Raw genomic sequence first — 24249 nt, 5'->3', positions numbered from 1 at the left:
ACATTTACATGGGCAGCTACCGGAAACACGTATACCGAAAGCGGCGCGTACACCAACGTGACCACCAACGCCAATGGCTGCGTGCACACCGAAACGCTGAACCTGACGATCAACCAGGCTACGGCTATTACTGGTGCTTCTGATCAAAGTTTTGTCGAAGGATCTACGCTGAACGACATCGTGTTGAGCACAAACGTTACCTGGTATGCCAGCCTTGCCGATGCTTTGGTGCCACAAAACCCGATCGCGGCCACGACCGTCTTGACCGATGGCGCCACCTACTATGCCGTAAGTTTGACCGAGAATTGCCCAAGCGAGCCATTTGCGGTAACCGTTTCGACGTTCCTGGGGACCAATTCGTTTGATGATGCGCTGTTCAGCGTTTATCCGAACCCTACTTTTGATGTGGTCACGGTCCGGTATGCGAAAGCCATCGAGCACGTTAGCGTACACAATGTTTTGGGTCAATCGGTTTTGTCTGACAACATCGACGCCAACCAAGGCCAAGTGGATTTATCGCACTTGACGGCGGGCACGTATTTTGTCAAAATCACTTCGGGCGAAGCATCGAAGACCGTCAAAGTCATCAAAAAATAACGCGTTCAGAAAACCAATCATGCCCAGCCTGATACCGGTTGGGCTTTGACTTGGTTGATACAGATAATCAATACCACTTATAACCTTTACAAATGAAAAAAATCTACACTACACTCTTGGCGCTTTGTTCTGTGGCGACTTTCGCGCAGACCTATGATTACACCTTGTACAATTGGCAAAATACCAACACGGAAAATGCCACGGTCAACTGCCTCACTACCGACAACAACGGTTTGTTGTGGATGAGTAGCTTTGCCGGTATCGCGAGTTTCAACGGTACCACATTCACCAATTACACGCCCGAGAATTCTGATTTGCCGATCAATTCGGTTACCAAGATTGTCGTCGATGGACTCAACAGAAAATGGATGTCTACGTACCAAAGCGGGATCATCATGATGAGCGGCAACACGTTTACGGGTTACGATGAGGTCAACTCAGGGTTGCCTTCGAACGTGATTGGCGACATCGCGGTCGACGCTTCGAACAACGTTTGGGTTGCTACCGATGCCGGACTCGCCAAATTCAACGGCTCGACGTGGACGGTCTATAACGAATCCAACGCGGGAACTTTCGGGAATAACATTTCATCGGTAGGCATCGTGGGTTCTACCGTTTATATTGTAGCCTCGGAAGCCGTGCTGATGAAGATGACCGGTTCGAGCTTTAGCCCCGTCACCGATGGAGTGTTGAAAATTTTCAAGACGACAAACAATGACTTGTATGCTTACACTTTGTACGGATTCTCCAAATTTGTCAATGGCGACCTGACCGCGAGCTACGATTATTTGGCCGGCGGTAGCTGTTTGATGGATTGTCAGCCGTCTGCAATCGACCTCGATGAAAACGGAAAAGTTTGGATCTCGAACTATGTCGAATGTGCACAGGGCGGTATTCAGAATTTCACCGATTGCGCCAATTATACGCACGCCAACAACGATCCGATGAACTACGTAACGGCTTTCAAAGTGCAGTCGTCGAACCTGATTTGGGTTTTTGTCGCCGAATTGGGCTTGGTCAAAATGGTTGGCAACAACCTCTCGGCCATCGATTTTGAAAACCAAACAACGGCCACCGTCTATCCCAATCCGGTACAAGACGTTTTGCATGTTGCTGCACCGCAAACCATTTCAGACGTGACGGTTTACAACACCATGGGCCAACAGGTGTTGCGCCAAGCCATCGACGCCAGCGAAGGCCAAATCGATATGTCGGCTTTGACGCCCGGAACTTATTTCGTAAAAACGGCCACACCAAGTGCCGTAAAATCGGTCAAAGTGGTCAAGCAATAAAAACCAAATCACCCACATCAAATCCCAAGCCCCGTGTTTGGGATTTTTTATTTGCGGCATTTCGTCGGCTAAATTTCTATTTCCGACGTGCAACGAGTATATTTGCGTTCGATGACGAATTTGTACGCGCACATCCGCTTGGCGAAATCACAAAACCAAAAACTGCTCGCCATCCTGCTCGACCCAGACAAGATCGATTGGGACCGGCTCGGTGTGCTGATGGACCGCATCAACCAATCGCCGGCCTCCCATATTTTTGTCGGCGGCAGCCATGTCGAAAGCAACCAAATCGATCATTTGGTGTCTGCACTCAAAGAAAAATGTAGTTTGCCCGTGGTTTTGTTTCCGGGCAATCCGTCGCAGATTTCGACACTGGCCGATGGGATTTTGTTCCTGTCGCTGCTTTCGGGCCGCAACCCCGATTTTTTGATCGGGCACCAGGTGCAGGCCGCGCCGCTGCTCAAGCAATCGACGCTCGAAGTCATCCCGACGGGTTACCTGCTCATCGAAAGCGGTACGGCAACCGCCGTAGAAAAAGTGAGCCGCACCACGCCGCTCGACCGCAACAATGTGGCGCATATCGTGGCGACCGCGCAGGCAGGGGAATTGCTCGGCAACCGATTGATTTACCTCGAGGCGGGGAGTGGTGCCGATTTGCCGGTGCCGGTGCCTGTCATCGAAGCCGTTGCGCAAGGGATCGACATTCCGCTTATTGTAGGCGGTGGGATCCGCAACCGCAAGGGCATCGACGCTGCGTATGCTGCGGGCGCCGATCTGGTCGTGATCGGGACGGCATTTGAGAACGACCTCGATTTTTTCGAAAAAAACAAATAACACAACAACGCATGAAAGTTTCGGTAGACATCAGTTTGTATCCGCTCGATCAAAATTACGAGCCGCCCATCATCGCCTTTATCGAAAAGCTAAAGAGCGCGCCGTTTAAGGTGATGGAAAACCCGTTGTCGACGCAGGTTTATGGCGACTATGACCAGGTGATGGATTTTCTCAAACAGGCCGTCAAGGAAACGTTCCTGACCGAGGAAATGGCGGTGTTCAACATGAAGTTCATCAAAGGCGACCGTTCATGACCGAATTTTTCCTGGACGCCTACCGCGACACACCGCTTTTTGTGATCGTCCTCGAGGCCATTACGTTTGTCTTTGGGATTGCGAGCGTGTATTTGGCCAAAAAGGAGAACATTTGGGTGTATCCCACGGGACTCATCGCCACAACCATTACGGCCTATTTGTTTTACCGTGCGCAGTACGTGGGCGATTTGCTCGTGAACGTTTATTATTCGGTGATGAGCATTTACGGTTGGTACCTTTGGGCGCTCAAGAAAGAAGGGACGCCCGTGGTGCGGATTTCGCGTACCGATACACGCGAAAAATTAACAGGCGTGGGCGTTTTTGTGTTTACAATTGTCGTAATTTTCGCGATTTATAAGGTGTTTTTGCCGAAGCTTGGCACCGACAATTACATCGATCTGTTCGTCTCGGGGATTTTCTTTACCGCCATGTGGTATATGGCCAGGAAAAAACTTGAAAACTGGACACTTTGGATCATCGGCGATTTGATAGCCGTTCCGCTGTATGCCTATCGCGGCTACGGGATACTGGCGCTCGAATACGTCTTTTTTACAATACTGGCCGTAATGGCTTATTTAGCATGGAGGAAAACCTTAAGCAACAACCCACCGATACAATAAGGATCGCAATCTACGGCCCCGAAAGCACCGGCAAGACGACGCTCGCGCAGCAACTCGCCGAGCATTTCGAGACGGTGTGGGCGCCCGAGTTTGCACGCGATTACCTGCAAAAGAAATTCGACGATGCGGGCACGATCTGCGAACCCGAAGACTTGCTGCCTATTGCCATCGGACAAACCAAACTCGAGAACGATGCCTTGCTTATCGCCAACAAGTTCCTGTTTTGCGACACGTGTTTGATGGTGACCAAGGTGTATTCGGAGATTTACTATAATTTTTGCGATCCCGTGCTCGACAAGGCCGCGCGCAAACAAAAATACGATCTGTTTTTCCTGACCGACATCGACGTGCCATGGGAAAAAGACGATTTGCGCGACCGCCCCGACGACCGCGAGTATTTGTTCGACAAATTCAAGTCGGCGCTCATCGAGAACAACAAGCCGTACATCGTTTTATCGGGCGATACCGAGACGCGTCTGCACAAAGCGATTACAATCGTCAACGATTTGGTCAAGAACAAGGAACTCGGTTTTTCGTCCTACGATTTTGTACAAATCCACGAGCATGGCGTTAGCATCGACGCGGTGAAAAAGCAACTCGGGATTTTCCAGACGGGCATCGGCAAAGCGGTTTTGGAACGTCCGGCCAAGAAGGAAGACGGCATCCTCAAATTGTCCGACCAAGAATTCGAGACCTACGCCCAACTGTTCGATGCCAAAAAGCACCGGTTCAAGCTCAAGAAGTTTGTCCCGGCTTCGGGCGCGGCCAGCAGGATGTTCAAGTTCCTGACCGAATTCCTGAACGAGTTCGACCTGGAGAACGAAACGATCAATGCCTACATCAACCGCAAAGGGGCGACGAACCTGGCCATTTTCCTCGCCGGGATGGAGAAATTTCCGTTTTTTGATGCCATCGACAAACGGTTGCGCGAAACCCACCCCGAATTCAATTCGTGGAATGCCGATCGAAAGAACCACGCCTTTGTACAAGTGATGCTCGATGGGGCCGAATTCAACTTCTGCAACAAGCCAAAAGGGATTTTGCCATTCCACGAATACCCGACGCACATTGCCACGCCCATTGAAGAACATTTGAACGAAAGCGCCTTTTACGCCGCTTCCAACGGCAAGTCGAACCTGCATTTTACGATTTCCGAGGCGCACCAGATGCAATTCGAACGCATCATCGGCAAGGTCAAGGGCAAGGTCGAGCAGCAGTCGAACACACAAATAGAGGTGGGCTACACCTACCAACGCAAATCGACCGATACCCTGGCGGTAGACCTCGACAACCGTCCGTTTCGCTTTGACGACGGCAGGTTGTTCTTTCGCCCGGGCGGACATGGCGCGTTGATCGAAAACCTCAATGGGCTCGAATCGGATGTTATTTTTGTCAAGAACATCGACAACGTGATCCAAAACCACATCGACCGTATCGCGTTGTACAAAAAAGCGCTGGCAGGGATCCTTTTCGAGCTGCAACAGCAGGTTTTCGATTACCTGCAGCGCATCGACAACGAAACCGTCAAGGAGGAACACATCGACGAGATGATCATTTTTGCCCAGCGCAAACTCAATGTGGTCATCATAGAAGATTTTTACAAGTATACGCTGCGCCACCAACAGATTTATCTGCGCGAAATCCTGAACCGTCCGATACGCGTGTGCGGCATGGTCAAGAACGAAGGCGAACCCGGCGGCGGACCGTTTTGGGTGCGCGACAACCGCGGCAACCTGTCGCTGCAAATTGTTGAGGCCACGCAAATCGACCAGCAAAACCCCGAACAGGCTGCGATTTTGAAGGCATCGACGCATTTTAACCCTGTCGATTTGGTGTGTGCGATACGCAACTACCAGGGCGAAAAGTTCGATTTGCGCGAGTTTGTCGATCCCAAAAGCGGTTTCATCGTACACAAAACCAAAAACGGAAAGGACATCAAAGCCTACGAGTTACCAGGGCTTTGGAACGGCGCCATGGCCAAATGGATCACGATTTTTGTCGAAGTCCCGTTGCTCACGTTCAACCCCGTCAAGACCGTCAACGACCTTTTAAAATTTGCACACCAACCGCAATAATGGACGCCGAAAAAACCCTATCGGAATTGCAATTCAAAGCCGTCAGAAGTGGCGGCGCGGGCGGGCAAAATGTCAATAAAGTATCGTCTAAGGTCGTGCTGACTTTCGATTTGAACGCCTCGCAAAGTTTGTCCGACGACGAAAAAGCATTGGTCGAAAAAAACCTCGCCACACGACTAACGACCGAAAATCTGCTCATCCTCACCGCCGATGACGACCGCAGCCAACTCAAAAACAAAGACATCGTCACCAAACGTTTTCTCAAGTTGATCCAAAAAGCGCTGGTCGTGCCCAAAAAACGCAAACCCACTAAGGTGCCGCGTTCGGTCATCGAAAAACGCATTAAGGAAAAGCGGAACCAGTCGGAGATTAAGCAATCAAGGCAAAAACCACGGCTTTGATTATTTTAAATGTTGAATTTTAAATTTTAAATGCATTGCGAACATTTAAAATTCAAAATTTAGAATTTAAAATACTACATTTGCACCGTCTCAAAGGGGTGCTCTACCAAGGGCTGAGATTATACCCGTAGAACCTGGGCAGGTAATGCTGCCAAGGAACACATGACCGGAGTGCACGCCGCGTCACAGGAACCAATTTTAATTTTTAACCAAGAATAATTGCCCCTTTTATTCGTAAATCATTACGAATGAAAACTTTATTCAAAAATTTTGGGCGTGACCACAAGGGTCGGGCTTTTCGTTTCAATCTTTTTGGGTCTGAAAACCCAAAAAGGATTTGCTTCGCCAGTTCGCCTTTCAGGCTCGGGTTCACTGCAATCCCTCACGCGGCCACCGTTACAGCTTTTCTACTAACTACAGCGTCGGTTTTCTCGCAGGAGCAACCCAAAGATTCCACCCAAATCCAACCGCTCGATGAGGTTTTGGTATCGGCCGTACGCGCCAATGCCAAGACGCCCGTGAGTTTTTCGAACCTCAAAAAAGACGAGATCGCCCCGCGCAACCTCGGTCAGGACATCCCGACGCTGATGAACTTTCTGCCATCGGTGGTCACGACTTCGGATGCGGGAAACGGGATCGGGTACACGGGCATCCGCGTAAGGGGAAGCGACGCCACGCGCGTCAACATCACCATCAACGGTATTCCGTATAACGACTCGGAAAGCCACGGTACGTTTTGGGTAAACATGCCCGATTTTGCTTCGTCGGTCGAGAGTTTGCAATTGCAGCGCGGCGTGGGGACTTCGACCAACGGTGCGGGCGCTTTCGGGGCGAGCTTGAACATGCTCACCGACAATTATGCGCAAAAGGCTTCGGGCGAGATTTCCAATTCGTTCGGCAGTTTCAACACGCGCAAACATACGGTCAAGTTCAGTTCGGGGTTGCTCCACGATCGTTTTGAACTCGCGGGACGTTTGTCGAACCTTCATTCCGATGGGTTCATCGACCGCGCCGAATCGACGTTGAAATCCTACTTCCTGCAAGGTACCTATGTGGGCCAAACCACACTCATCAAGGCGCTCGCGTTTGGCGGTACCGAAAAAACGTACCAATCGTGGAACGGACTTGAAGATCCCGAAAAGTTAAAGCACGACCGTACCTACAACACCGCGGGCCAATTCACCGACGAGTTCGGCAACACGCGTTTTTACGACAACGAAACCGACAACTACCAGCAGGACCACTACCAATTGCACTGGAACCAAAAGATCGGTTTGCGGTTCAGCACCAACCTCGCGTTGCATTACACCAAAGGCAAGGGCTACTACGAGAACTATGAAGAAGACGCCGCGTTCGAGGATTTTGCGATGACACCACCCGTGACCGGCGTAGATGCGACCGATCTGGTACGTCAAAAATGGCTTGACAACGACTTTTACGGCGCGACGGGCTCGGTGAATTTTAAAAACGACCGGTTCGACGTGATCGTGGGCGGCGGCTGGAACAAATACGAAGGCGCGCACTACGGCAAAGTCATTTGGGCGCGTTATTTTTCTGATGGCGAACTGGGCGACAAATACTATGACGACGATGCGGTCAAAACCGACGGCAACGTCTTTGCCAAGGCCACCGTAGGCATTGTGGGCGGATTGTCGGCCTATGCCGATTTGCAGTACCGCAACGTGAACTATGAAGCCAACGGCAACGACACGGGATTGGTAGACGATTCGTTTTCGTTTTTTAACCCCAAGGCGGGCTTGACTTACGCGGTCAATGGCAAGCATACCGTTTATGCGTCGTATGCCCGCGCCAACCGCGAGCCCAACCGCAGCGACTACGAAAGCGGCAACCCCGAGCCCGAGCAGCTCGACGATTTTGAATTGGGTTGGCGTTTGAATACGTCGGCGGTTCGGTTGAACATCAACGGCTACTACATGAAGTACAAGAACCAATTGGTGTTGACCGGCGCGCTCGACGATGTAGGTGCGCCCGTACGCGAAAATGTGGGCGACAGCTACCGCATGGGTGTCGAGGCCGAAGCGGTGATACGCGTCACGCCCAAACTGTATGTCAAACCGAATTTGACGGTAAGCCAAAACCGCAATCAGGACTTTTATTTCCAACGCGATGGACAGTTGCAAAATTTGGGCGACACGCACATTGCGTTCTCTCCGGGCGTGATTGCCGCCAACCAGATCCAGTGGTTGCCGTTCAAAGGGTTCCAGGCGACGCTTTTGAGTAAGTTTGTGGGCGATCAGTACATGGGCAACATCGATTCGCAGGCTTCTAAGCTCGAGTCGTATGCGGTGAGCGATTTGAGTGTGTCGTATACAATCGAGACCAAAAAAGTGTTCGAGTCGATCACCATCAGCGGATTGCTCAACAACCTGTTCGATTACGAGTACGAGAGCAACGGCTATTTCTATACCTACGACGACGATTTTTCAAACCCGCCGGCCATCACCATCATCGAAGGCGCGGGGTACTATCCGCAAGCAGGCATCAACTTCCTTGCGGGACTGACCTTGAAGTTTTAGATTATTTTATTTAGTGGAAGAGTCCCGGTGTTCTGGCATCGGGATTTTTTTTTGGAGACCAGGAGCACCGCGCGATTTGCAGTCAGAAAAAACGGGTAACGGCTTTGGGAACAATCCTAAAAATCAACGTCGGGAAACTTTAACAAAAAGTACAGATTTTCTATAACCGACTATCATCGCAATTAGTTAGGGGTAAACCTTACTCCCCCTGCCCTTACTGGTGGCAAACTACAAAATTTTTAAATACCCTTCTTACAGGAAATCTTCAGTACGACTAAAAAAATCCAACCCGAAACCCCAACAAGAAAGGGTGAAAAAATTAACAAAAACTACAGATTTTCTATAACCGACTATCATCGCAATTAGTTAGGGGTAAACCTTACTCCCCCTGCCCTTACTAGGGACAAACTACAAATTTTTTCAATACCCGGCCTACATAAAAACTGTACATTTTCCTACGCCCAAAAACGCGATCAATTGTAAATACGCACCACCGAACCCTGGATCTCATAACGGTACGGGCGCATCGTATAACCGCCGCCACCCACGCCCGTGAGCAGGTTGTATTCGAAGTTCTCGCAACTGCACTGGGCCGTTGTGGCATTCTTGATCGACATCTTGGAACAGGCCGTCGGATACTGGTTCGGGCAGGCGGCTTCCCACGCACGGTAATCGGTGTCCGAGACTTTCATGACAATGAGTCCGCTCACACCCGCACCCTCGATGTCTACCGGAACCGGATTGATCGGGGAGTTGAGCCCGCTGTATTGCGGCAAGCTGGTATTGATGGAAACAGAAAACGAATATTCGGGCAAATACGGATTGACGTTGCGCGTATTGGAATCCTTGTCACAAGCCAAAAATACAGATGCGAGCAACCACAGCGAAATCGTTTTTTTCATTATAATATTTGTTAAAACAGCGTTGCGGACAAAATTAAATTATTTACCTTTGGCTGCTATATGATTAACATATAATTATACCGACGCAAAATACAATTATCTTTGCAAGAGAATCCCCGTAAAGGGATTTTTTCTGTTTATAAATGACCAAGATTATGAGTGCAGTATCTTATTACACCGCAGAAGGATTAAAGAAGTTAAAGGACGAATTAGACCATTTGAAAAACGTGGCGCGCCCCAAAGCGTCGCAAGATATAGCAGACGCGCGCGACAAAGGCGACCTGTCTGAAAATGCAGAATACGATGCGGCCAAAGAGGCCCAAGGCCTGCTCGAGATGCGTATCGGCAAACTCGAGGAGGTATACGCCAACGCAAGGCTTATCGATGAGTCGCAGCTCGACACCTCGAAGGTGTTGGTGTTGTCGAACGTCAAAATCAAGAACCAGGCGAACGGGCAGGAGATGAAGTATACGCTCGTGGCCGAAAGTGAAGCCGATCTCAAAACGGGAAAAATTTCGGTAACCTCGCCCATCGGCAAAGGCTTGCTGGGCAAATCGGTGGGTGAAATCGCCGAGATTACCGTACCGAACGGGACGCTTAAATTCGAGGTCCTCGAAGTGTCGCGCGACTAGAATCGAAAGTCAAAAGTCAAAAGAACATCAGATCATGGGTTCGATATTTACCAAAATCATCAACGGCGAGATCCCGAGCTACAAAGTGGCCGAGGACGAGAATTTCATCGCCTTTCTCGACGTCAACCCGAACGCCAAGGGCCATACGCTGTGCGTACCAAAGCAGGAAATCAACAAGATTTTCGACATGGACGAAGACCATTATCTGGCGCTAATGCAATTTTCCCGAAAAATCGCCAAGGCGCTCGAGAAAACGGTGCCGTGCAAACGCATCGGCGTGGCCGTCGTAGGGCTCGAGGTGCCGCATGTGCACGTCCATTTGATCCCGTTGCAGGACATGGACGACATGCGTTTTGAGCGCAAAGTAAAACTGGAAAAACACGAGTTCGAAGATTTGGCCCACGCCATTGCGGCCAACCTGTAAAATTCAAACCGACGTCACGTCGGTTTTTTTTATGACTTTTTGAACGTGACCTGCATGGTCGTTCCCTTGTTCAGTTCAGACGAACGCACCTTGATTTTACCTTTGTGGTATTCCTCTACGATGCGCTTGGTGAGCGACAAACCTAATCCCCAGCCGCGTTTCTTGGTCGTAAAGCCCGGTTCGAATACGCTTTTGAATTGGTTTTTGGGGATGCCTTTTCCGGTGTCCGATACCCTGATCTTGACGAACGCACCCGCGTCGATGATCTCGACGGCCAACGTGCCTTTGCCTTTCATCGCATCGATCGCATTCTTGACGAGGTTTTCGATCGTCCAGCTGTGCAGCGCGGCGTTAAAGGACACCATTTGCTTGTGGTCTGGGGCGGTAAGCGAGAATTTGATCTGGCTCGATGCGCGCGACTTCAGGTAATCGTACGATTCACGCGTGGCCGCCACAATGTCTTGCCGTTCGAGCACCGGTTCGGAGCCGATCTTCGAAAAACGGTCGGCGATGGTCTGCAAACGCGACACATCTTTCTCGACTTCGGTGACCGTGGTTTCGTCTACATTGTCGGCCTTCATGATTTCGATCCAACCCAGCAAAGACGACAACGGCGTGCCGATCTGGTGCGCGGTTTCCTTGGCCATCCCGGCCCACAGCTTGTTTTGCGTGGCCATCTTGGTGCTTTTGTAAAAGTTGTACACCAAGGCGCCAAACAGCACAATGATGAGCACCAACGCAACGGGATAGTACTTGAGTTTGTTGAGTAGCGACGAATTCCCGTAGTACAGGTACTGGAACTTGCCCGGCACATATTCTACCGCGATCCGGTCGTTTTCGTTCTTGATTTTGCGCAACAGCGCCTTCGATTCTACAGCGCTTTTGGCCACCTTTTCGTCGATGTTGGCCATGTTGATGATGCTGTCCTTTTCGTCGGTCTGGATGATCGGGATGGTGGTGTTGTGGCTGATGACGTTCAGCGGCAGCTCCAAGTCGGTGAATTCGTTGGCGTTGAGCAGCGTCTTTTGCGCCTCGGCCCAATGTTCCATCTTGATGCGCTCCTCGTTCTTGAAGATCTGGAAAAACATATAGGTGTTCCAAAGGATCAGCGTCACGATCACAAAGGACGCGGCGATCAGGATCCAGCGGGTAAAGTTTTTTCGTTCCGAGAACTGCATGCGGCTAATTTGTGGGGTAAATATAGCGAATTTGCGTGGGTTCACCGCCCGCGGTCATTTTTCACCGCTCCGAAACCTCCTTTAATTTCTCCAAAGCCTTCGGATAGGTGTTGTGGAAATAATCCAGGTAATCTTCGACGGTGTCCATCTCGACGGTTACGGTGGTCGTGCCGTTGTGCTCCTCGAAGCGGTAATTTTCGTGTCCGCCGGCCCACTTTTCGACTTGTTCGCCTGTGGTGATTTCGGTGTCGCCGTCCAAAAATCCGTAGTGGCGTATCGAAACAAAATCGGCAGGCCGGTGCTCGGCTACTTCCGAAACCATACCGCCTTTTTTGCCGTTCTCATCGGTACCTACAAAAAGAATTTTGCTGCCTTTTTCCCAATTCCCCTCATAGGTAGAAGTCGGGTTGAACGCTGCCGTCCAATACTCGTAAGAGGCCTTGTCCTTGAGCCCAAGCATGGTTTCGTATACTTTTTGCGCCGGCGCGTGGATGTCTTTTTTGAATTGTAGCTGTTGCATGTCTTGTGTTTTTTAGTTTTTGATTTTTCTTTGTTTTGACCGTCGGTGACTTGGGGGAATTTATCGCGGTTGCCAGTTTTATTGGCCCGTCAATACCCCATAGGCTTTGGGTATGGTCACGCCCTTAAAGCCATTTGTAAGTCCGTAAAACATCACTAATGTCGATAGTATTCCCAAACCGACGATGATGAAAGACTGGTTGATCGGCCGAATGCCCACGATGTTGCGGTTCATTTTTTTCGCGTGGATGGCGGCTACATGGCCAAAAAACGAAAGTACGGCCAAGCCATAGTACGGAAAGAAAAACAAACTCAACGGAAACGTATTGAGCCCGGCGACGCCAAAATAGAAGTTGGTGTCCAGGTGCAATGCCAGCCTGCCCATCAGCACCGAGCTTACATGGATGACGAGAAAGAGCGCCAAGTAAAGCCCCGTCCAAATCTGTAGCTTTTCAAAAAAACCCGATGCAGATTTCCGTTTTTCTGCGGCCAACTTGATCCCCGAAATGATTTGGATTGCGACCGCCAATAAAAGCAAGGTCTCCACAATCCTGTTTCGATAGACGACCCTCAAATCATCCATTAATGCGATGTGGGCATTTGCTCCGCAAAGGCTGTACAGGTGGTTGAGCAAGTGAAATCCCACGAAAATCGCAATCGCAACGCCAGAGAAGTAATGTAGTTTTTTTGTGTCCAAAAGAAGTCCGATTTTGGGTTCGAAGGCCTACATCCCCGCAGGCGGCTGCGATGACCGTAAAAGCGATGATCCGTTATCCCGAAGATAAGGTTTCTTGGTGGAATACGTACCATGTAACGTTCTAAAAATGCGCACGGAAGGCCATCCAAGGCTAGCAATCAAAGTTCATAAATCTCGATCGGCAAACCGTCGGGATCATAAAAAAACGTAAACTTTTTGTGCGTCAACTCATCGGTCCGCACGGGTTCGGGGTTGATGTTTTTGGATAGCAGCTCGGTCACGGCATCGTCTATATTTTCTACGGCAAAGGCGATGTGCCGCAAACCGGTCGCTTCGGGTCGGGTCAATCTTTTGGGCGGGTTCGGGAACGAAAACAGTTCGATCACGTATTGGCCATTCAGCGACAGATCGAGCTTGTAGGAATCGCGCTGCTACCGGTACACCTCGCGCACGATCTCAAGCCCTAAGATTTCGGTGTAGAACTTTTTGGATTTTGCGTAGTCCGATGCGATGATGGCGGTATGGTGGAGGCTTTTGATTTTCAAGGGATAGGTGAGGGTCTGGTTGTTTGCGGCATATCGGTTTGCGAAATGCACTTCAAATATACCGAATTCTGCGACAGCAACCGATGTTGTGACAAACAACGGTCGGAAAACGCCCATCCAATCCTGTAACATTTTCACACAAAATACCAACATGTCACACCAAATCGTGTGACATGTTGACATTTTATGTAAATTTGTCACAAATCGATACAATGAAAAGAAGTGAATCCACCCCAAGCAAAATGCTCGGCATCAAACAATCCGACCTGGCGTTGATGTTGGGCGTAAGCCGTAGCCAAATGGCCATGTTCGACTCGGGTCGGCGCAGTTTGCCGGTAGAGGCTTTACAACGGCTGGCCGAGATCCGCAAAGACCACGACGCGCTCAAGGCGGCCCAACTGAACGATGCGGCGCTCGCCGCCGAACGCCGCAAACAACTCGAAGAACTGCTTGCCAAGAACCGCCACGGACAGGTCTACAACCAAGGCAAGGTCGAAGCGCTGACCAAGCAACTGCAACAACGCGACAACTTCAGGGCGTTGGCCGAACTCGATATGCAACGCCGAAAAGGCCAGCCCCAAAAAAGTTCGTTTCCCAAACCGGGCGCCGCGGCCGATAAGCTCGTACGATCGCTCGTGGAATTTCAAATCCGGCTCGAGCGCCAGCAACACGAACAAAAGTGGCTTGAGTCGCAATTGCGCGAGAAATAAGCGCATCTAAATGACGTGGAAAATTCGGGTTTTGGTTGACTATTGTCGGGTGTATTTGAGCACTACGGTGTCAGGCTCTACACCGTCCCAAATGACATTCAGGGTCATTTCGATATGGTTGTTGTCGACCACAGTTATATGTCCGTTTGGATTACCGCCAATCGTCGGCCCTGATAGTTGAAGATTTGTTACCAGGTAATTGGAGCCGTCGCCTGCATAATTTCCGGTAAAAGTTTCGTTCCCGGAACTCATGGTGCTGCATTGAATCTGGCCAAACTCATCCATCCATGTTCCTTGGTCTTGTGAATAGGATTGCGCAGAAAAGGACTGCCCGGTAAAGGTAATGCTGCCCGATACCGTTCTGTATCGCGGGCAGTCAGCATTGTCCCATATCCCCATGGCATAGCCATCAAAATGGGTCAATGTCCAGGTACCTTGCAGGTTATTTTCTACCTCTATTGGGAATTTTCCCGAAAAACCATTCAGCGCATCGCTGTACGCATACCTTAGTTCTCCCGATACGGACGGTTGCGTCGTGTTTACTATTTTTACCTTCAGATTTAATAGGCCTTCGTTCTCCAGTGTCGAATTTATCAGTTGAAGGTTGGGGTGGGCGATGCTGAATGAAAAATTGTTCATGGTTTCAAGCGTTACGTCCTGCTGCTGGGCGTTGCTGTCAGAGGGAACTGTTTCGTGGCTAAACTCCGTGAAATCGACTATCGAGATGCTATTGATAATGCCGTTCATGTGGTCTACGGCTTCATTGAACATCGAAACACTTGAAAAGTACTTTTGCATGGCTTCGTTTTGGTTACTGCCGTCGGTTGCGATAATGGTTCTTCTTGCGATTTGAAAAGTAAAAGTCGCGGGTGTATCACTGGAAAGGCTCATGGTACTGGTGGTATTTCTGTCGTTTTCACCGGTCACACCATTGACCGCGTTTTCATACGCGATACCGTAGTCGTTGCCGATATCGTCACCTATTTCCTTGTTTTTATGATAGACAACGCTAAAAGCCGCCGCTGCGCCAATCGCTGCACCCACAGGCCCTGCAATTATTCCTCCTATGCCCGCGCCGCCAAGCGCAGCGGCAATGGCCATAGCGCCGGCTTTGCCGAATTTGGTGTAAATCTTCTGCCGCAATTCTTCCGAAACGTCATTGCTTGAAAGGACACGTCCGCCAAGATCTTCTACCGACAGGAAATCGTCGATCACTGTTTTGTTCGTTTGATAAAAAAGGGCAATTTCCATTTTTTCCTCTGCCGTTGCTTGGGTGTCTACATAGTTCTTGAACGCCAGATAATTGTTAAGTGCCAGATTGCTGTCTTCATTTGGTGTTTCGATACTCGCGAAGTAGGTTTCAAAATTTAAGATAAGCGGAGCAATCGTAGCCTCCGCACTTTGGGTGAGCGCAGGCTGTACAATGTTGTAGGCAATCTTCATATTGTCCAATTCAGGCACCAGCAGCTCGGCATTACCCAAAGGAAAATCGCCCGGGACGCTAAAAACAAGCGTGTGGTCGTCTACTTTCAGCAAAAGAATGTTTTGGCCGGCAAGCGTAGCTCCGTAATGGTTTTGCGTAAGTTGCGTTTCGGGCAAGTCGATCAGGACGGCCTGGTAACGGTAGGCCGCGCCGCCGTTGCGCCCGGAGCTGTCTGGTTGGGCGTCGTCGTCTTGACAGTTTGTAAAGACCAAGGCCAAGGTCAGTGCGAAAAGATACTTCAGGGACAGGTGTTTTTTAGGGAAAGGCATGTTTGTCATTTTTTTATACGAGAGGCTGAAAATCAAATTGATAAAAGTCGAATTTAGATATAAATTTTTGCTTCTGCAATAGGTTAAAGCCTATTTTTATAAGTATAAATTTTTACAGCCATGAAAACCTTCGCAATCGCGATAGGTCCGTCTAAGGAAATGCTGGAATGGTTGATAAGTCGTAGAAAATCTGCAACGCAGTCTGACATCGTTTTTATACTTTTGTTCAAACCGCCTGTATGATCACCATAGACCCCAAAGAAGTCCCTACCGTCCAAATGCAAGCCTACCTGCAGGGTGCCGTCGCGCCGCGTCCCATCGCGTTTGCGAGTACCTTGAGCGCATCGGGAAAGCCCAATTTGTCGCCGTTCAGCTTCTTTAACCTCTTTAGCGCCAACCCGCCGATTCTGGTCTTTTCACCATCGCGCCGCGTACGCGACAACACCACCAAGCACACGCTCGAAAACGTGCTCGAGACCAAGGAGGTCGTGATCAACGTGGTCAATTATAACATCGTACAGCAGGCCTCGCTCTCGAGTACCGAATATGCCGAGGGCGTAGACGAATTCGTCAAGTCGGGGCTCACCAAGTTGCCGTCGCTCAAGGTCAAGCCGTACCGCGTGGCCGAATCGCCGGTACAGTTCGAGTGCAAGGTCAACGACGTGATCGCTTTGGGCGAAAACGGGGGCGCGGGCAACCTGGTCATCTGCGAGGTAATCCAGATGCACCTCTCCGAAGCCATCCTCGACGAGGCTGGTCGCATCGACCAGCACAAAATCGATTTGGTTTCCAGGTTGGGCGGTAATTGGTATTCGCGTGCCAACGCAGGGCTGTTCGAGGTGCCCAAACCGCTTACGACGCTCGGCATCGGCGTAGACCAGATCCCCGATTTTGTCAAACGCAGCACCGTATTCGACGGCAACGACCTGGGGATGCTCGGCAATGTAGAATCGTTGCCCACGCCTGAGGAGATCGCCGTTTTTGTCGGTGAGAATTTTGCCGTCAAGGGCGTGCTCAGTAGTGACGACGCCTTGAAACAACACCAAAAGGCCAAGGAATACATCGACCAAAACGACGTGCAGTCGGCTTGGAAGGTATTGCTGGCCAAACCGCAATAAGAATTTTTAAAACAAAGAAAGATGGAAGTAACAGGAAGAATCAAAGTAATCAACGCCGAACAGCAAGTAAGCGCCAGTTTCAAGAAACGCGAATTGGTCGTGACCACAGACGAGCAATACCCGCAACACATCATGATCGAATTTACGCAGGACAAAACCGAACTGCTCAACCAATACAAGCCAGGCGATCAGGTAAAAGTGTCGATCAACCTGCGCGGCCGCGAATGGGTGAGCCCGCAAGGCGAGACGCGCTATTTCAATACCATCCAGGGTTGGCGCGTAGAGCGTTTGCAGGCCGAACAGCCGGTCGCCCAGCAAGCGCCGCCAATGCCTGCGGCCCAAACGTTCGAACCTGCCGCGAATTTCAACGAGGAAGAGCACGACGATTTGCCGTTCTAATCATAGGTAAACCAATAAACAAGAGCCCCGTTTTCGGGGCTTTGTCGTTATGTATTTTTTGTCAAAGGATTTGTTTTTTCCCGCGGTCGAAACGGCCGACGAGAACGGCTTGCTGGCCATTGGCGGCGACCTGTCGCCCGAACGCCTGATGCTGGCCTACCGCCACGGCATCTTTCCGTGGTTCGACCAGGACGACCCCATTTTGTGGTGGTCGCCCGATCCGCGTATGGTGTTGTTCCTCGACGAATTCACCGTATCGAAAAGCATGCGCAACATCTTGAACCGGGGCATTTTCGAGGTAACGTTCAACCGCGATTTTCGCGGCGTGATCACGCATTGCAAAAAATCGAAACGCAAGGGGCAAACCGGCACCTGGATCACCGACGAGATCGTAGAGGCCTATTGCAAGCTGCACGAATTGGGTAAGGCGCAATCGGTCGAGGTGTGGCAGGAGGGCCGTCTCGTGGGCGGCTTGTATGGTACCGACTTGGGTCATGTATTTTGCGGCGAAAGCATGTTCTCTGTGGTGTCCAACGCCTCGAAGGTGGCCTTTATCGCGTTGGTCGAGCATTTGCGGGCCAACCAGTACAAACTGCTCGATTGCCAGCTTTACAACGACCACCTCGCGCTTTTGGGTTGTCGCGAAATACCACGCGCCGCATTTATTAGGACGTTAAAATCGTAATTTTCATCGAAAATTATATCCGACCCCTATTTTTGATAGGGTAAACTTTTATATTTGGTTAAATTTTTAAAATCAACCATCATGAAAGTAGGGGTAGTAAAAGAAATAAAGAACAATGAGAGTCGCGTGGGCTTGACGCCGGCAGGTGTATTCGAACTCGTCCGTGCGGGCCATACCGTATTCGTCCAACGCTCGGCAGGCGAAGGCAGCGGCTTTCCCGATCCGGATTATGAGGATGCGGGCGCAACGCTCACGGGCAGTGCCGAGGCGGTTTATGCGGCGGCCGACATGATCGTCAAGGTCAAGGAACCGATTGCCGTCGAGTACCCGCTTATCCGCGAAGGACAAATCGTTTTTACCTATTTCCATTTTGCGTCGAGCCGCGAGCTTACCGAAGCCATGATCGCGAGCAAGGCCATCTGCATCGCCTACGAAACGGTCGAAGACGCCGACGGTTCGCTGCCGTTGCTCACGCCCATGAGCGAAGTGGCCGGTCGTATGGCCATCCAACAGGGCGCCAAATACCTCGAAAAACCCATCAAGGGACGCGGTGTATTGCTGGGCGGTGTGCCGGGTGTTCCGCCCGGAAAGGTGCTTATCCTGGGTGCGGGCGTCGTCGGGATACAGGCCGCGAAAATGGCCGCTGGATTGGGGGCGCACGTGACCATCCTCGACATCAACATGAAGCGGCTGCGGTATGTCAACGATGTGATGCCGAGCCATGTTGTGACCGAATTGTCTACCGCCTACAACATCAAAAAACACATCAAGACGCACGATTTGATCGTCGGCGGCGTGTTGATTCCGGGGGCCAAGGCGCCCAAACTCATCACGCGCGACATGCTCAAGGAAATGCAGCCAGGCACCGTGCTCGTGGACGTGGCCGTAGACCAAGGCGGCTGTTTCGAGACCACACGCGCCACGACGCACGAAGATCCAACCTACATCATAGACGATGTGGTGCATTATTGCGTGGCCAACATGCCCGGGGCCGTGCCCTACACGTCTACGCTGGCGCTCACCAACGTGACGTTGCCGTATGTGCTCAAAATTGCCAACCTCGGATGGGAGGAAGCGTGCGCGCGTTACAAGGACCTCGAGAAAGGGCTCAACATTGTCAGGGGCGAAATTTTGTACAAGGAGATTCTGGCCTAGTTGCGTTTCCAGCAATCGGCCATGTGGTCGTCGACCATGCCTGTGGCTTGCATGTGCGCGTACACTACCGTCGAGCCGACGAATTTGAACCCGCGTTTCTTCAAATCTTTGCTGATGGCGTCCGAAAGTGGCGTCGTGGCCGGGACCGTGCCCATGCTTTGGTGGTGGTTGACGATGGGTTTGCCGTCTACAAATCCCCAAATGTATTTGGAGAAACTGCCGAATTCCTTTTGCACTTCCATAAATGCCTTGGCGTTCGAAACCGTGCCGCGTATCTTGAGCTGGTTGCGGATGATGCCCGCGTCCTGCATAAGTTCTTGTATTTTGGCTTCGTCGTACCGGGCTATTTTTTGGTAGTCGAAACGGTCGAAAGCCTTGGCAAAGTGTTGTCGTTTGGCCAGTATCGTGTACCAACTCAGGCCTGCCTGGAACGTTTCGAGCAGCAGGAATTCGAACAAGGTGGCATCGTCATACACGGGGTTGCCCCATTCGTTGTCGTGGTAATCGCGGTACAAATCGTCTTTTTCGCACCAGGCGCAGCGTTTTTTAGTTTCCATGTGGAATGTATTTGTCGATGAGCGAATGGGCCAGATAAATTACGGGTGTCAGCGCCACGGCAATAACGAGTTTGACCGAATAACCCATAAGCCCCGATTGGATGTACGTGGCCGTATCCATTTTGCCCGTGAGCCAAAAGGCGATGCCGAGCACAATAAAGCTGTCGAAGAATTGCGAGATGACGGTAGATCCCGTGGTGCGCAACCACAACATTCTGGGACCGGTCTTGTTTTTGACGAAATGAAAAATCGTCACGTCGATCATTTGCGAAACCAAAAACGCCGTGATGCTGCCCACGATGATCCACATGCTTTGTCCGAACACCGCAAAAAACGCCTGGTCGCTCACACCGCTGATCCCCGAAGCCGGAATCCCGAGCGCCAAAAACAGCAGCAAAAAACAATAGGCGATGAGCCCCGCGGTAAGAAACGACAACTTTCGGACGCCTTTGGGGCCAAAGTATTCGTTGATCAAATCGGTGGTCAAAAACACAATGGGCCAAGGCAGGATCCCCACGCTCATCGGCACGCCGAACACGTCGATGAGTTTGCCGCCAATAAGCTCTGCCGTTACGGCATTGGTGATGAAAACACCGGCCAGGATGAGGTAGAGGGTTTCTTTTTTGGTTTGGAACATGGGGGTGGTTTGTTGGGTAAATATAGCTAATTTTTTTGGAGCTGTTTCCCGCTTTCCGCTGTATCTTTTGCTTCACTGCGTTTCGCAAAAGGATGCCGCTTCAATCGGGGCTATGCTGCCGCAGGCCTACTTTTGCCTCGCCGCAAAAGTAGCAAAAAGGCGTAGCGGCACACTCTCTCGCTAAAAATCAAATTCGTTCGCTAAGCCAGCTGAACTCGCTTCGCTCAGACAGCACCTGGCTCTTAACGCTCACTCATTTGATTTTCTTAACGCTGCGATAGTGAATGCCGCGCCCGTCAGGAAAGTCATATTTGCATTTTTGGCTTGCCCGCTGCGCCAAAAATCCGCACGAGGAACGTTCTTTCAAAGTTGAACGAATCGTCTCGCTTGGGACGTTCGTCGTAAAACGTCCTCGCGGGGAAGTATCTTCCGGTCACGACAATCTTCCCAGCGCGTTGGACGAACGCCCAAAGCGGAAGACGGATTTTCGATCTACGATAAACGTTCGTCGTGAGGTTGGCGCAATTGAGCGTGCAGGCGGGCACCGGCCGTTTGAAGCTGGCGTAAAATCAAAAAGTGTTTGAGCCGCAGGCGAGTTTTTTTGATTTAGCCAGCGAAAACTGGCTGGTCGCCGAGCGGTCTTGCGCCTAGGCATTTTTGTTTCTTTTGTTGCCAGACAAAAGAAAGCCCGCGGCAGCGAAAACACCACTATAACCACGAACGTCCGGTTGAACGTAAACCGCGTTAGCGGTAGAGGCAAGCACCGCGTGCAGCCGATAACGCGGCCGCAACGTTTCAAAAGTTGAAATTTAGAAAGAACGTTCGCGTTGCGGCAACGCCCAAAAAACAAAAAACCCGATACACAGTACCGGGTTTTTATCGTGAATTAATAAGGATTAACCTAATGCAACACGCTTGAAGCCTGTAACGGTAAGACCGGCGTCGACCGATTTTACGTAGGCAGACACGCTCATCGAGCTGTCTTTGATATAATCTTGGTTGACCAAGGTGTTGTCTTTAAAGAAACGTTGCAATTTGCCTTTCGCGATGTTGTCGAGCATGGCCTCTGGCTTGCCTTCCTGACGCAATTGGTCTTTGGCGATCTCGATTTCTTTGGCTACCGTATCGGCATCGACACCGGTTTCGTCCAAAGCAATCGGCGACATCGCAGCGGCTTGCATGGCTACGTTTTTGGCAGCTTCTTCGGCACCGGCTACAGCAGCCGACAACGATACCAAAACGGCAATCTTACCCGAGTGAACGTACGATCCAACGAAAGCGCCTTTCAATTTCTCGAAAGAAGCGACCTCGATTTTCTCGCCGATGACACCGGTTTGCTCGATCAATTTTTCGGCAACAGAGATACCGTTGAAGTCGGCAGCCAGGAATGATTCCTTGGTGTCGTGGTTCAAGGCGATGTTTGCCATGTCGTTGGCCAATTTCTGGAAGCCTTCGTTTTTACCTACAAAGTCGGTCTCACAGTTCAAAGTGATCACAACGCCTTCGGTCTTGTCGGCGTTAACTACGGCTACGGCAGCCCCTTCGGTAGACTCACGGTCTGAACGGTTGGCGGCTACTTTCTGGCCTTTTTTGCGCAGGTTTTCGATGGCCAAATCAAAATCGCCGTCGGCTTCTACCAAGGCTTTTTTGCAATCCATCATACCGGCACCGGTGATTGTTCTTAATTTATTTACGTCTGCAGCTGTTATAGTTGCCATAATTTAAATTAGTTATAAAGTTTGAATTCTTTTTAAAAGTAAAAATTCCAAATTCCAAATCCCAAATTCCAGTTTGAACGTTATGTTAAGTTTGGAATTTGGAATTTGTTCATTGGAATTTAAAGTTTTACTCTTCGGTTTTCTCTTCTGCTTCTACGGCAGGAGCTTCAACTTGGGCAACCGGCGTTTCAACTTCTGCAACAGCAGCAGCTTCCATGTCGTTTGCTTCGGCGTCGTCTTCTACTACAGCGTCGGTGTTTCTGTTAGAAAGACCATCCTGTACGGCAGCGGTAACCAAGGTTAAAATCTTATCGATTGATTTAGAAGCATCGTCGTTGGCCGGGATCACGTAGTCTACCTCACGCGGGTCAGAGTTGGTGTCGACCATGGCAAAAACTGGAATGTTTAATTTGTGTGCTTCTTTAATTGCGATGTGTTCAGCTTTGATGTCAACTACGAAAAGCGCAGCCGGCAATCGAGACATGTCGGCGATTGAACCCAAGTTCTTCTCGAGTTTCGCACGCAAACGGTCAACTTGTAAACGTTCTTTTTTAGACAGGGTTTGGAAAGTACCGTCTTTCTTCATCTTGTCGATAGAAGCCATTTTCTTAACAGCTTTACGGATGGTGACGAAGTTGGTCAACATACCACCTGGCCATCTTTCAGTGATGTACGGCATGTTTACCGATTGTGCTTTTTCAGCAACGATGTCTTTCGCTTGTTTTTTGGTCGCAACAAAAAGGATTTTGCGGCCAGATGCGGCGATTTTTTTCAAAGCCTCGTTGGCTTCTTCGATTTTCGCGGCAGTTTTGTACAGGTTGATAATGTGAATACCATTACGCTCCATGTAAATGTACGGGGCCATGTTCGGGTCCCATTTTCTGGTCATGTGTCCAAAGTGGACGCCTGCTTCCAGTAAGTCTTTAACTTCTACTTTGTTTGCCATTTTGATAATAGTTTACGTTCTGTTGAATTAGCAATGTTCCCTTTGGCTTTCGGTGTTAACCGATGTGCACTTTGGCAAGGCTTCATTTTGATGCTAAACTAATTTCAGGCCGCAGCCTGAGAACAACAATAACTTTTTTGATGAATTTGTTTTTTTGTCTTTGTCGTCTGATTTTTGTCCTTCGACTTTCAGACTTTCGACATTCGACTGAAAATTAACGTTTAGAGAATTGGAATCTCTTGCGCGCTTTTTTCTGACCAAATTTCTTACGCTCAACCATACGTGGGTCGCGGGTAAGCAATCCTTCAGGCTTCAAGATCGCACGGTTTCCTTCGCCTACTTCGCACATCGCGCGAGACAAAGCCATACGAACTGCTTCTGCCTGACCGGTAGTACCGCCGCCGTAAACGTTTACTTTTACGTCGAAGTTACCTGCGTTTTCGGTCATTTGCAAAGGCTGCATTACTTTGTACTGCAACGTAGCGGTCGGGAAGTAAGTCGCGAATTCTTTTTTGTTTACCGTGATTTTGCCTGTTCCTTCAGAAACATACACACGTGCTACGGCTGTTTTTCTACGGCCGATTTTGTGAATTACTGCCATTACTTAAGATCGTTTAGGTTAACAGTTTTAGGTTTTTGAGCCGCGTGTTTGTGCTCTCCGCCTACAACAACATTCAAATTTCTGAAAAGCTCAGCGCCCAATTTATTTTTCGGGAGCATTCCTTTCACTGCTTTTTCTACCAAAGCTGCAGGGTTCTTTTGCTGCAATACTTTAGCGGTCAAAGTTCTCTGACCCCCTGGATAGCCGGTGTGACGCATGTAGATTTTGTCGTCCAATTTGGCTCCCGTAAGGTTGATTTTCTCTGCGTTGATAACAATTACGTTATCGCCACAGTCAACGTGCGGTGTGTAACTTGGCTTGTACTTGCCTCTCAAGATCATAGCGACCTTAGAAGCCAGACGACCCAAGTTGTGACCTTCAGCATCCACGACAACCCACTCTTTAGAGACGGTTGCCTTGTTGGCTGAAACTGTCTTGTAGCTTAATGTGTTCACAATAATTTA

The 24249-nt window shown here is 50.1% G+C and carries 26 protein-coding genes and 1 pseudogene; 15 read left to right on the top strand and 12 right to left on the bottom strand.

Features of this window, described 5'->3' with window-relative positions; translation table 11 throughout:
* The 8 genes from BLP55_RS11035 to BLP55_RS11000 all read left to right on the top strand — a co-directional run.
* Nucleotides 1–597, top strand: a 597-nt coding sequence (locus BLP55_RS11035; protein WP_170826848.1) for a T9SS type A sorting domain-containing protein, incomplete at its 5' end; no start/stop codon positions are given.
* Nucleotides 598–689: 92 nt separating this feature from the next.
* Entirely contained in the window at nt 690–1889 is a 1200-nt protein-coding gene (locus BLP55_RS11030) for a T9SS type A sorting domain-containing protein (RefSeq protein ID WP_091143743.1), read from the top strand.
* 111 nt (nt 1890–2000) lie between these two features.
* Complete coding sequence (locus BLP55_RS11025; protein ID WP_091143738.1) at nt 2001–2723, top strand: phosphoglycerol geranylgeranyltransferase; 723 nt, start codon at nt 2001–2003, stop codon at nt 2721–2723.
* Between the two features lie 11 nt (nt 2724–2734).
* Complete coding sequence (locus BLP55_RS11020) at nt 2735–2977, top strand: YkoF family thiamine/hydroxymethylpyrimidine-binding protein (protein ID WP_091143736.1); 243 nt, start codon at nt 2735–2737, stop codon at nt 2975–2977.
* Nucleotides 2974–3597, top strand: coding sequence for a nicotinamide riboside transporter PnuC (pnuC, locus tag BLP55_RS11015; protein ID WP_091143732.1), 624 nt, complete (start codon nt 2974–2976; stop codon nt 3595–3597). The genes BLP55_RS11020 and pnuC overlap by 4 nt, the downstream gene beginning before the upstream one ends.
* Nucleotides 3558–5672 carry a DUF4301 family protein gene (locus BLP55_RS11010; protein WP_091143728.1) on the top strand — a complete coding sequence of 705 codons (2115 nt, stop codon included), beginning with the start codon at nt 3558–3560 and terminating at the stop codon, nt 5670–5672. The genes pnuC and BLP55_RS11010 overlap by 40 nt, the downstream gene beginning before the upstream one ends.
* On the top strand, nt 5672–6073 hold the full coding sequence (gene arfB, locus BLP55_RS11005; RefSeq protein WP_091143725.1) for an alternative ribosome rescue aminoacyl-tRNA hydrolase ArfB: 402 nt from the start codon (nt 5672–5674) through the stop codon (nt 6071–6073). Before BLP55_RS11010 ends, arfB begins: the two co-directional genes overlap by 1 nt.
* Before the next feature lie 248 nt (nt 6074–6321).
* Nucleotides 6322–8610, top strand: coding sequence for a TonB-dependent receptor (locus tag BLP55_RS11000; protein WP_091143721.1), 2289 nt, complete (start codon nt 6322–6324; stop codon nt 8608–8610).
* A 473-nt stretch (nt 8611–9083) separates the two neighbouring features.
* On the opposite strand, the gene BLP55_RS10995 is transcribed toward BLP55_RS11000, so the two are convergent.
* Nucleotides 9084–9512, bottom strand: a complete 429-nt coding sequence (locus BLP55_RS10995; RefSeq protein ID WP_091143717.1) for a hypothetical protein — start codon at nt 9510–9512, stop codon at nt 9084–9086.
* A 155-nt stretch (nt 9513–9667) separates the two neighbouring features.
* On the opposite strand from BLP55_RS10995, the gene greA reads away from it, so the two are divergent.
* On the top strand, nt 9668–10144 hold the full coding sequence (gene greA, locus BLP55_RS10990; protein ID WP_091143914.1) for a transcription elongation factor GreA: 477 nt from the start codon (nt 9668–9670) through the stop codon (nt 10142–10144).
* Between the two features lie 34 nt (nt 10145–10178).
* Complete coding sequence (locus tag BLP55_RS10985) at nt 10179–10568, top strand: HIT family protein (protein ID WP_091143714.1); 390 nt, start codon at nt 10179–10181, stop codon at nt 10566–10568.
* 29 nt (nt 10569–10597) lie between these two features.
* Here BLP55_RS10985 and BLP55_RS10980 read toward each other — a convergent pair whose 3' ends face one another.
* The 4 genes and pseudogenes from BLP55_RS10980 to gloA2 all read right to left on the bottom strand — a co-directional run bounded on the left by BLP55_RS10980 (nt 10598) and on the right by gloA2 (nt 13507).
* A complete protein-coding gene (locus BLP55_RS10980; RefSeq protein WP_091143710.1) occupies nt 10598–11746 on the bottom strand; it encodes a sensor histidine kinase in 1149 nt (382 codons plus the stop codon).
* A gap of 61 nt (nt 11747–11807) precedes the next feature.
* Nucleotides 11808–12266: an SRPBCC family protein gene (locus BLP55_RS10975; protein ID WP_091143705.1), complete on the bottom strand. Its 459-nt coding sequence runs from the start codon at nt 12264–12266 to the stop codon at nt 11808–11810.
* A 78-nt stretch (nt 12267–12344) separates the two neighbouring features.
* Complete coding sequence (locus tag BLP55_RS10970; protein WP_091143701.1) at nt 12345–12962, bottom strand: succinate dehydrogenase/fumarate reductase transmembrane subunit; 618 nt, start codon at nt 12960–12962, stop codon at nt 12345–12347.
* A 158-nt stretch (nt 12963–13120) separates the two neighbouring features.
* A pseudogene (gene gloA2 / locus BLP55_RS10965) lies at nt 13121–13507 on the bottom strand (SMU1112c/YaeR family gloxylase I-like metalloprotein).
* Nucleotides 13508–13719: 212 nt separating this feature from the next.
* On the opposite strand from gloA2, the gene BLP55_RS10960 reads away from it, so the two are divergent.
* Nucleotides 13720–14217, top strand: coding sequence for a helix-turn-helix domain-containing protein (locus tag BLP55_RS10960; RefSeq protein ID WP_091143698.1), 498 nt, complete (start codon nt 13720–13722; stop codon nt 14215–14217).
* 39 nt (nt 14218–14256) lie between these two features.
* Here the strand turns inward: BLP55_RS10960 and BLP55_RS10955 are convergent, their stop codons facing one another.
* A complete protein-coding gene (locus BLP55_RS10955) occupies nt 14257–15969 on the bottom strand; it encodes a hypothetical protein (protein ID WP_139149651.1) in 1713 nt (570 codons plus the stop codon).
* Nucleotides 15970–16208: 239 nt separating this feature from the next.
* Here BLP55_RS10955 and BLP55_RS10950 point away from each other — a divergent pair, with 239 nt between their 5' ends.
* From BLP55_RS10950 to ald, 4 genes are all read left to right on the top strand, one after another.
* Entirely contained in the window at nt 16209–17087 is an 879-nt protein-coding gene (locus tag BLP55_RS10950) for a flavin reductase family protein (RefSeq protein ID WP_091143691.1), read from the top strand.
* A gap of 21 nt (nt 17088–17108) precedes the next feature.
* On the top strand, nt 17109–17486 hold the full coding sequence (locus BLP55_RS10945; protein ID WP_091143687.1) for a DUF3127 domain-containing protein: 378 nt from the start codon (nt 17109–17111) through the stop codon (nt 17484–17486).
* A gap of 49 nt (nt 17487–17535) precedes the next feature.
* Nucleotides 17536–18171 (top strand): leucyl/phenylalanyl-tRNA--protein transferase, encoded by a 636-nt coding sequence (aat, locus tag BLP55_RS10940; RefSeq protein WP_091143683.1) that lies wholly within the window; start codon nt 17536–17538, stop codon nt 18169–18171.
* An 81-nt stretch (nt 18172–18252) separates the two neighbouring features.
* Entirely contained in the window at nt 18253–19326 is a 1074-nt protein-coding gene (gene ald / locus BLP55_RS10935; RefSeq protein WP_091143681.1) for an alanine dehydrogenase, read from the top strand.
* Here ald and BLP55_RS10930 read toward each other — a convergent pair.
* The 6 genes from BLP55_RS10930 to rplM all read right to left on the bottom strand — a co-directional run bounded on the left by BLP55_RS10930 (nt 19323) and on the right by rplM (nt 24240).
* Nucleotides 19323–19883, bottom strand: a complete 561-nt coding sequence (locus BLP55_RS10930; RefSeq protein WP_091143677.1) for a DNA-3-methyladenine glycosylase I — start codon at nt 19881–19883, stop codon at nt 19323–19325. The two genes, ald and BLP55_RS10930, sit on opposite strands and share 4 nt — an antisense overlap.
* Nucleotides 19873–20520 (bottom strand): queuosine precursor transporter, encoded by a 648-nt coding sequence (locus BLP55_RS10925; protein WP_091143673.1) that lies wholly within the window; start codon nt 20518–20520, stop codon nt 19873–19875. Before BLP55_RS10925 ends, BLP55_RS10930 begins: the two co-directional genes overlap by 11 nt.
* Nucleotides 20521–21416: 896 nt before the next feature.
* A complete protein-coding gene (tsf, locus tag BLP55_RS10915) occupies nt 21417–22238 on the bottom strand; it encodes a translation elongation factor Ts (RefSeq protein ID WP_091143666.1) in 822 nt (273 codons plus the stop codon).
* 127 nt (nt 22239–22365) lie between these two features.
* A complete protein-coding gene (rpsB, locus tag BLP55_RS10910; RefSeq protein ID WP_091143662.1) occupies nt 22366–23184 on the bottom strand; it encodes a 30S ribosomal protein S2 in 819 nt (272 codons plus the stop codon).
* A gap of 214 nt (nt 23185–23398) precedes the next feature.
* Nucleotides 23399–23785, bottom strand: coding sequence for a 30S ribosomal protein S9 (gene rpsI, locus BLP55_RS10905; protein WP_091143659.1), 387 nt, complete (start codon nt 23783–23785; stop codon nt 23399–23401).
* The gene (gene rplM / locus BLP55_RS10900; RefSeq protein WP_091143655.1) at nt 23785–24240 is read right to left on the bottom strand and encodes a 50S ribosomal protein L13; all 456 of its coding nucleotides are present in this window, start codon (nt 24238–24240) and stop codon (nt 23785–23787) included. The genes rpsI and rplM overlap by 1 nt, the downstream gene beginning before the upstream one ends.
* Between the last annotated feature and the right edge of the window lie 9 nt (nt 24241–24249).

The sequence above is a fragment of the Flavobacterium caeni genome (assembly GCF_900101895.1).
Lineage (GTDB): Bacteria > Bacteroidota > Bacteroidia > Flavobacteriales > Flavobacteriaceae > Flavobacterium > Flavobacterium caeni.
This window is presented reverse-complemented; position numbering and strand designations above follow the sequence as displayed.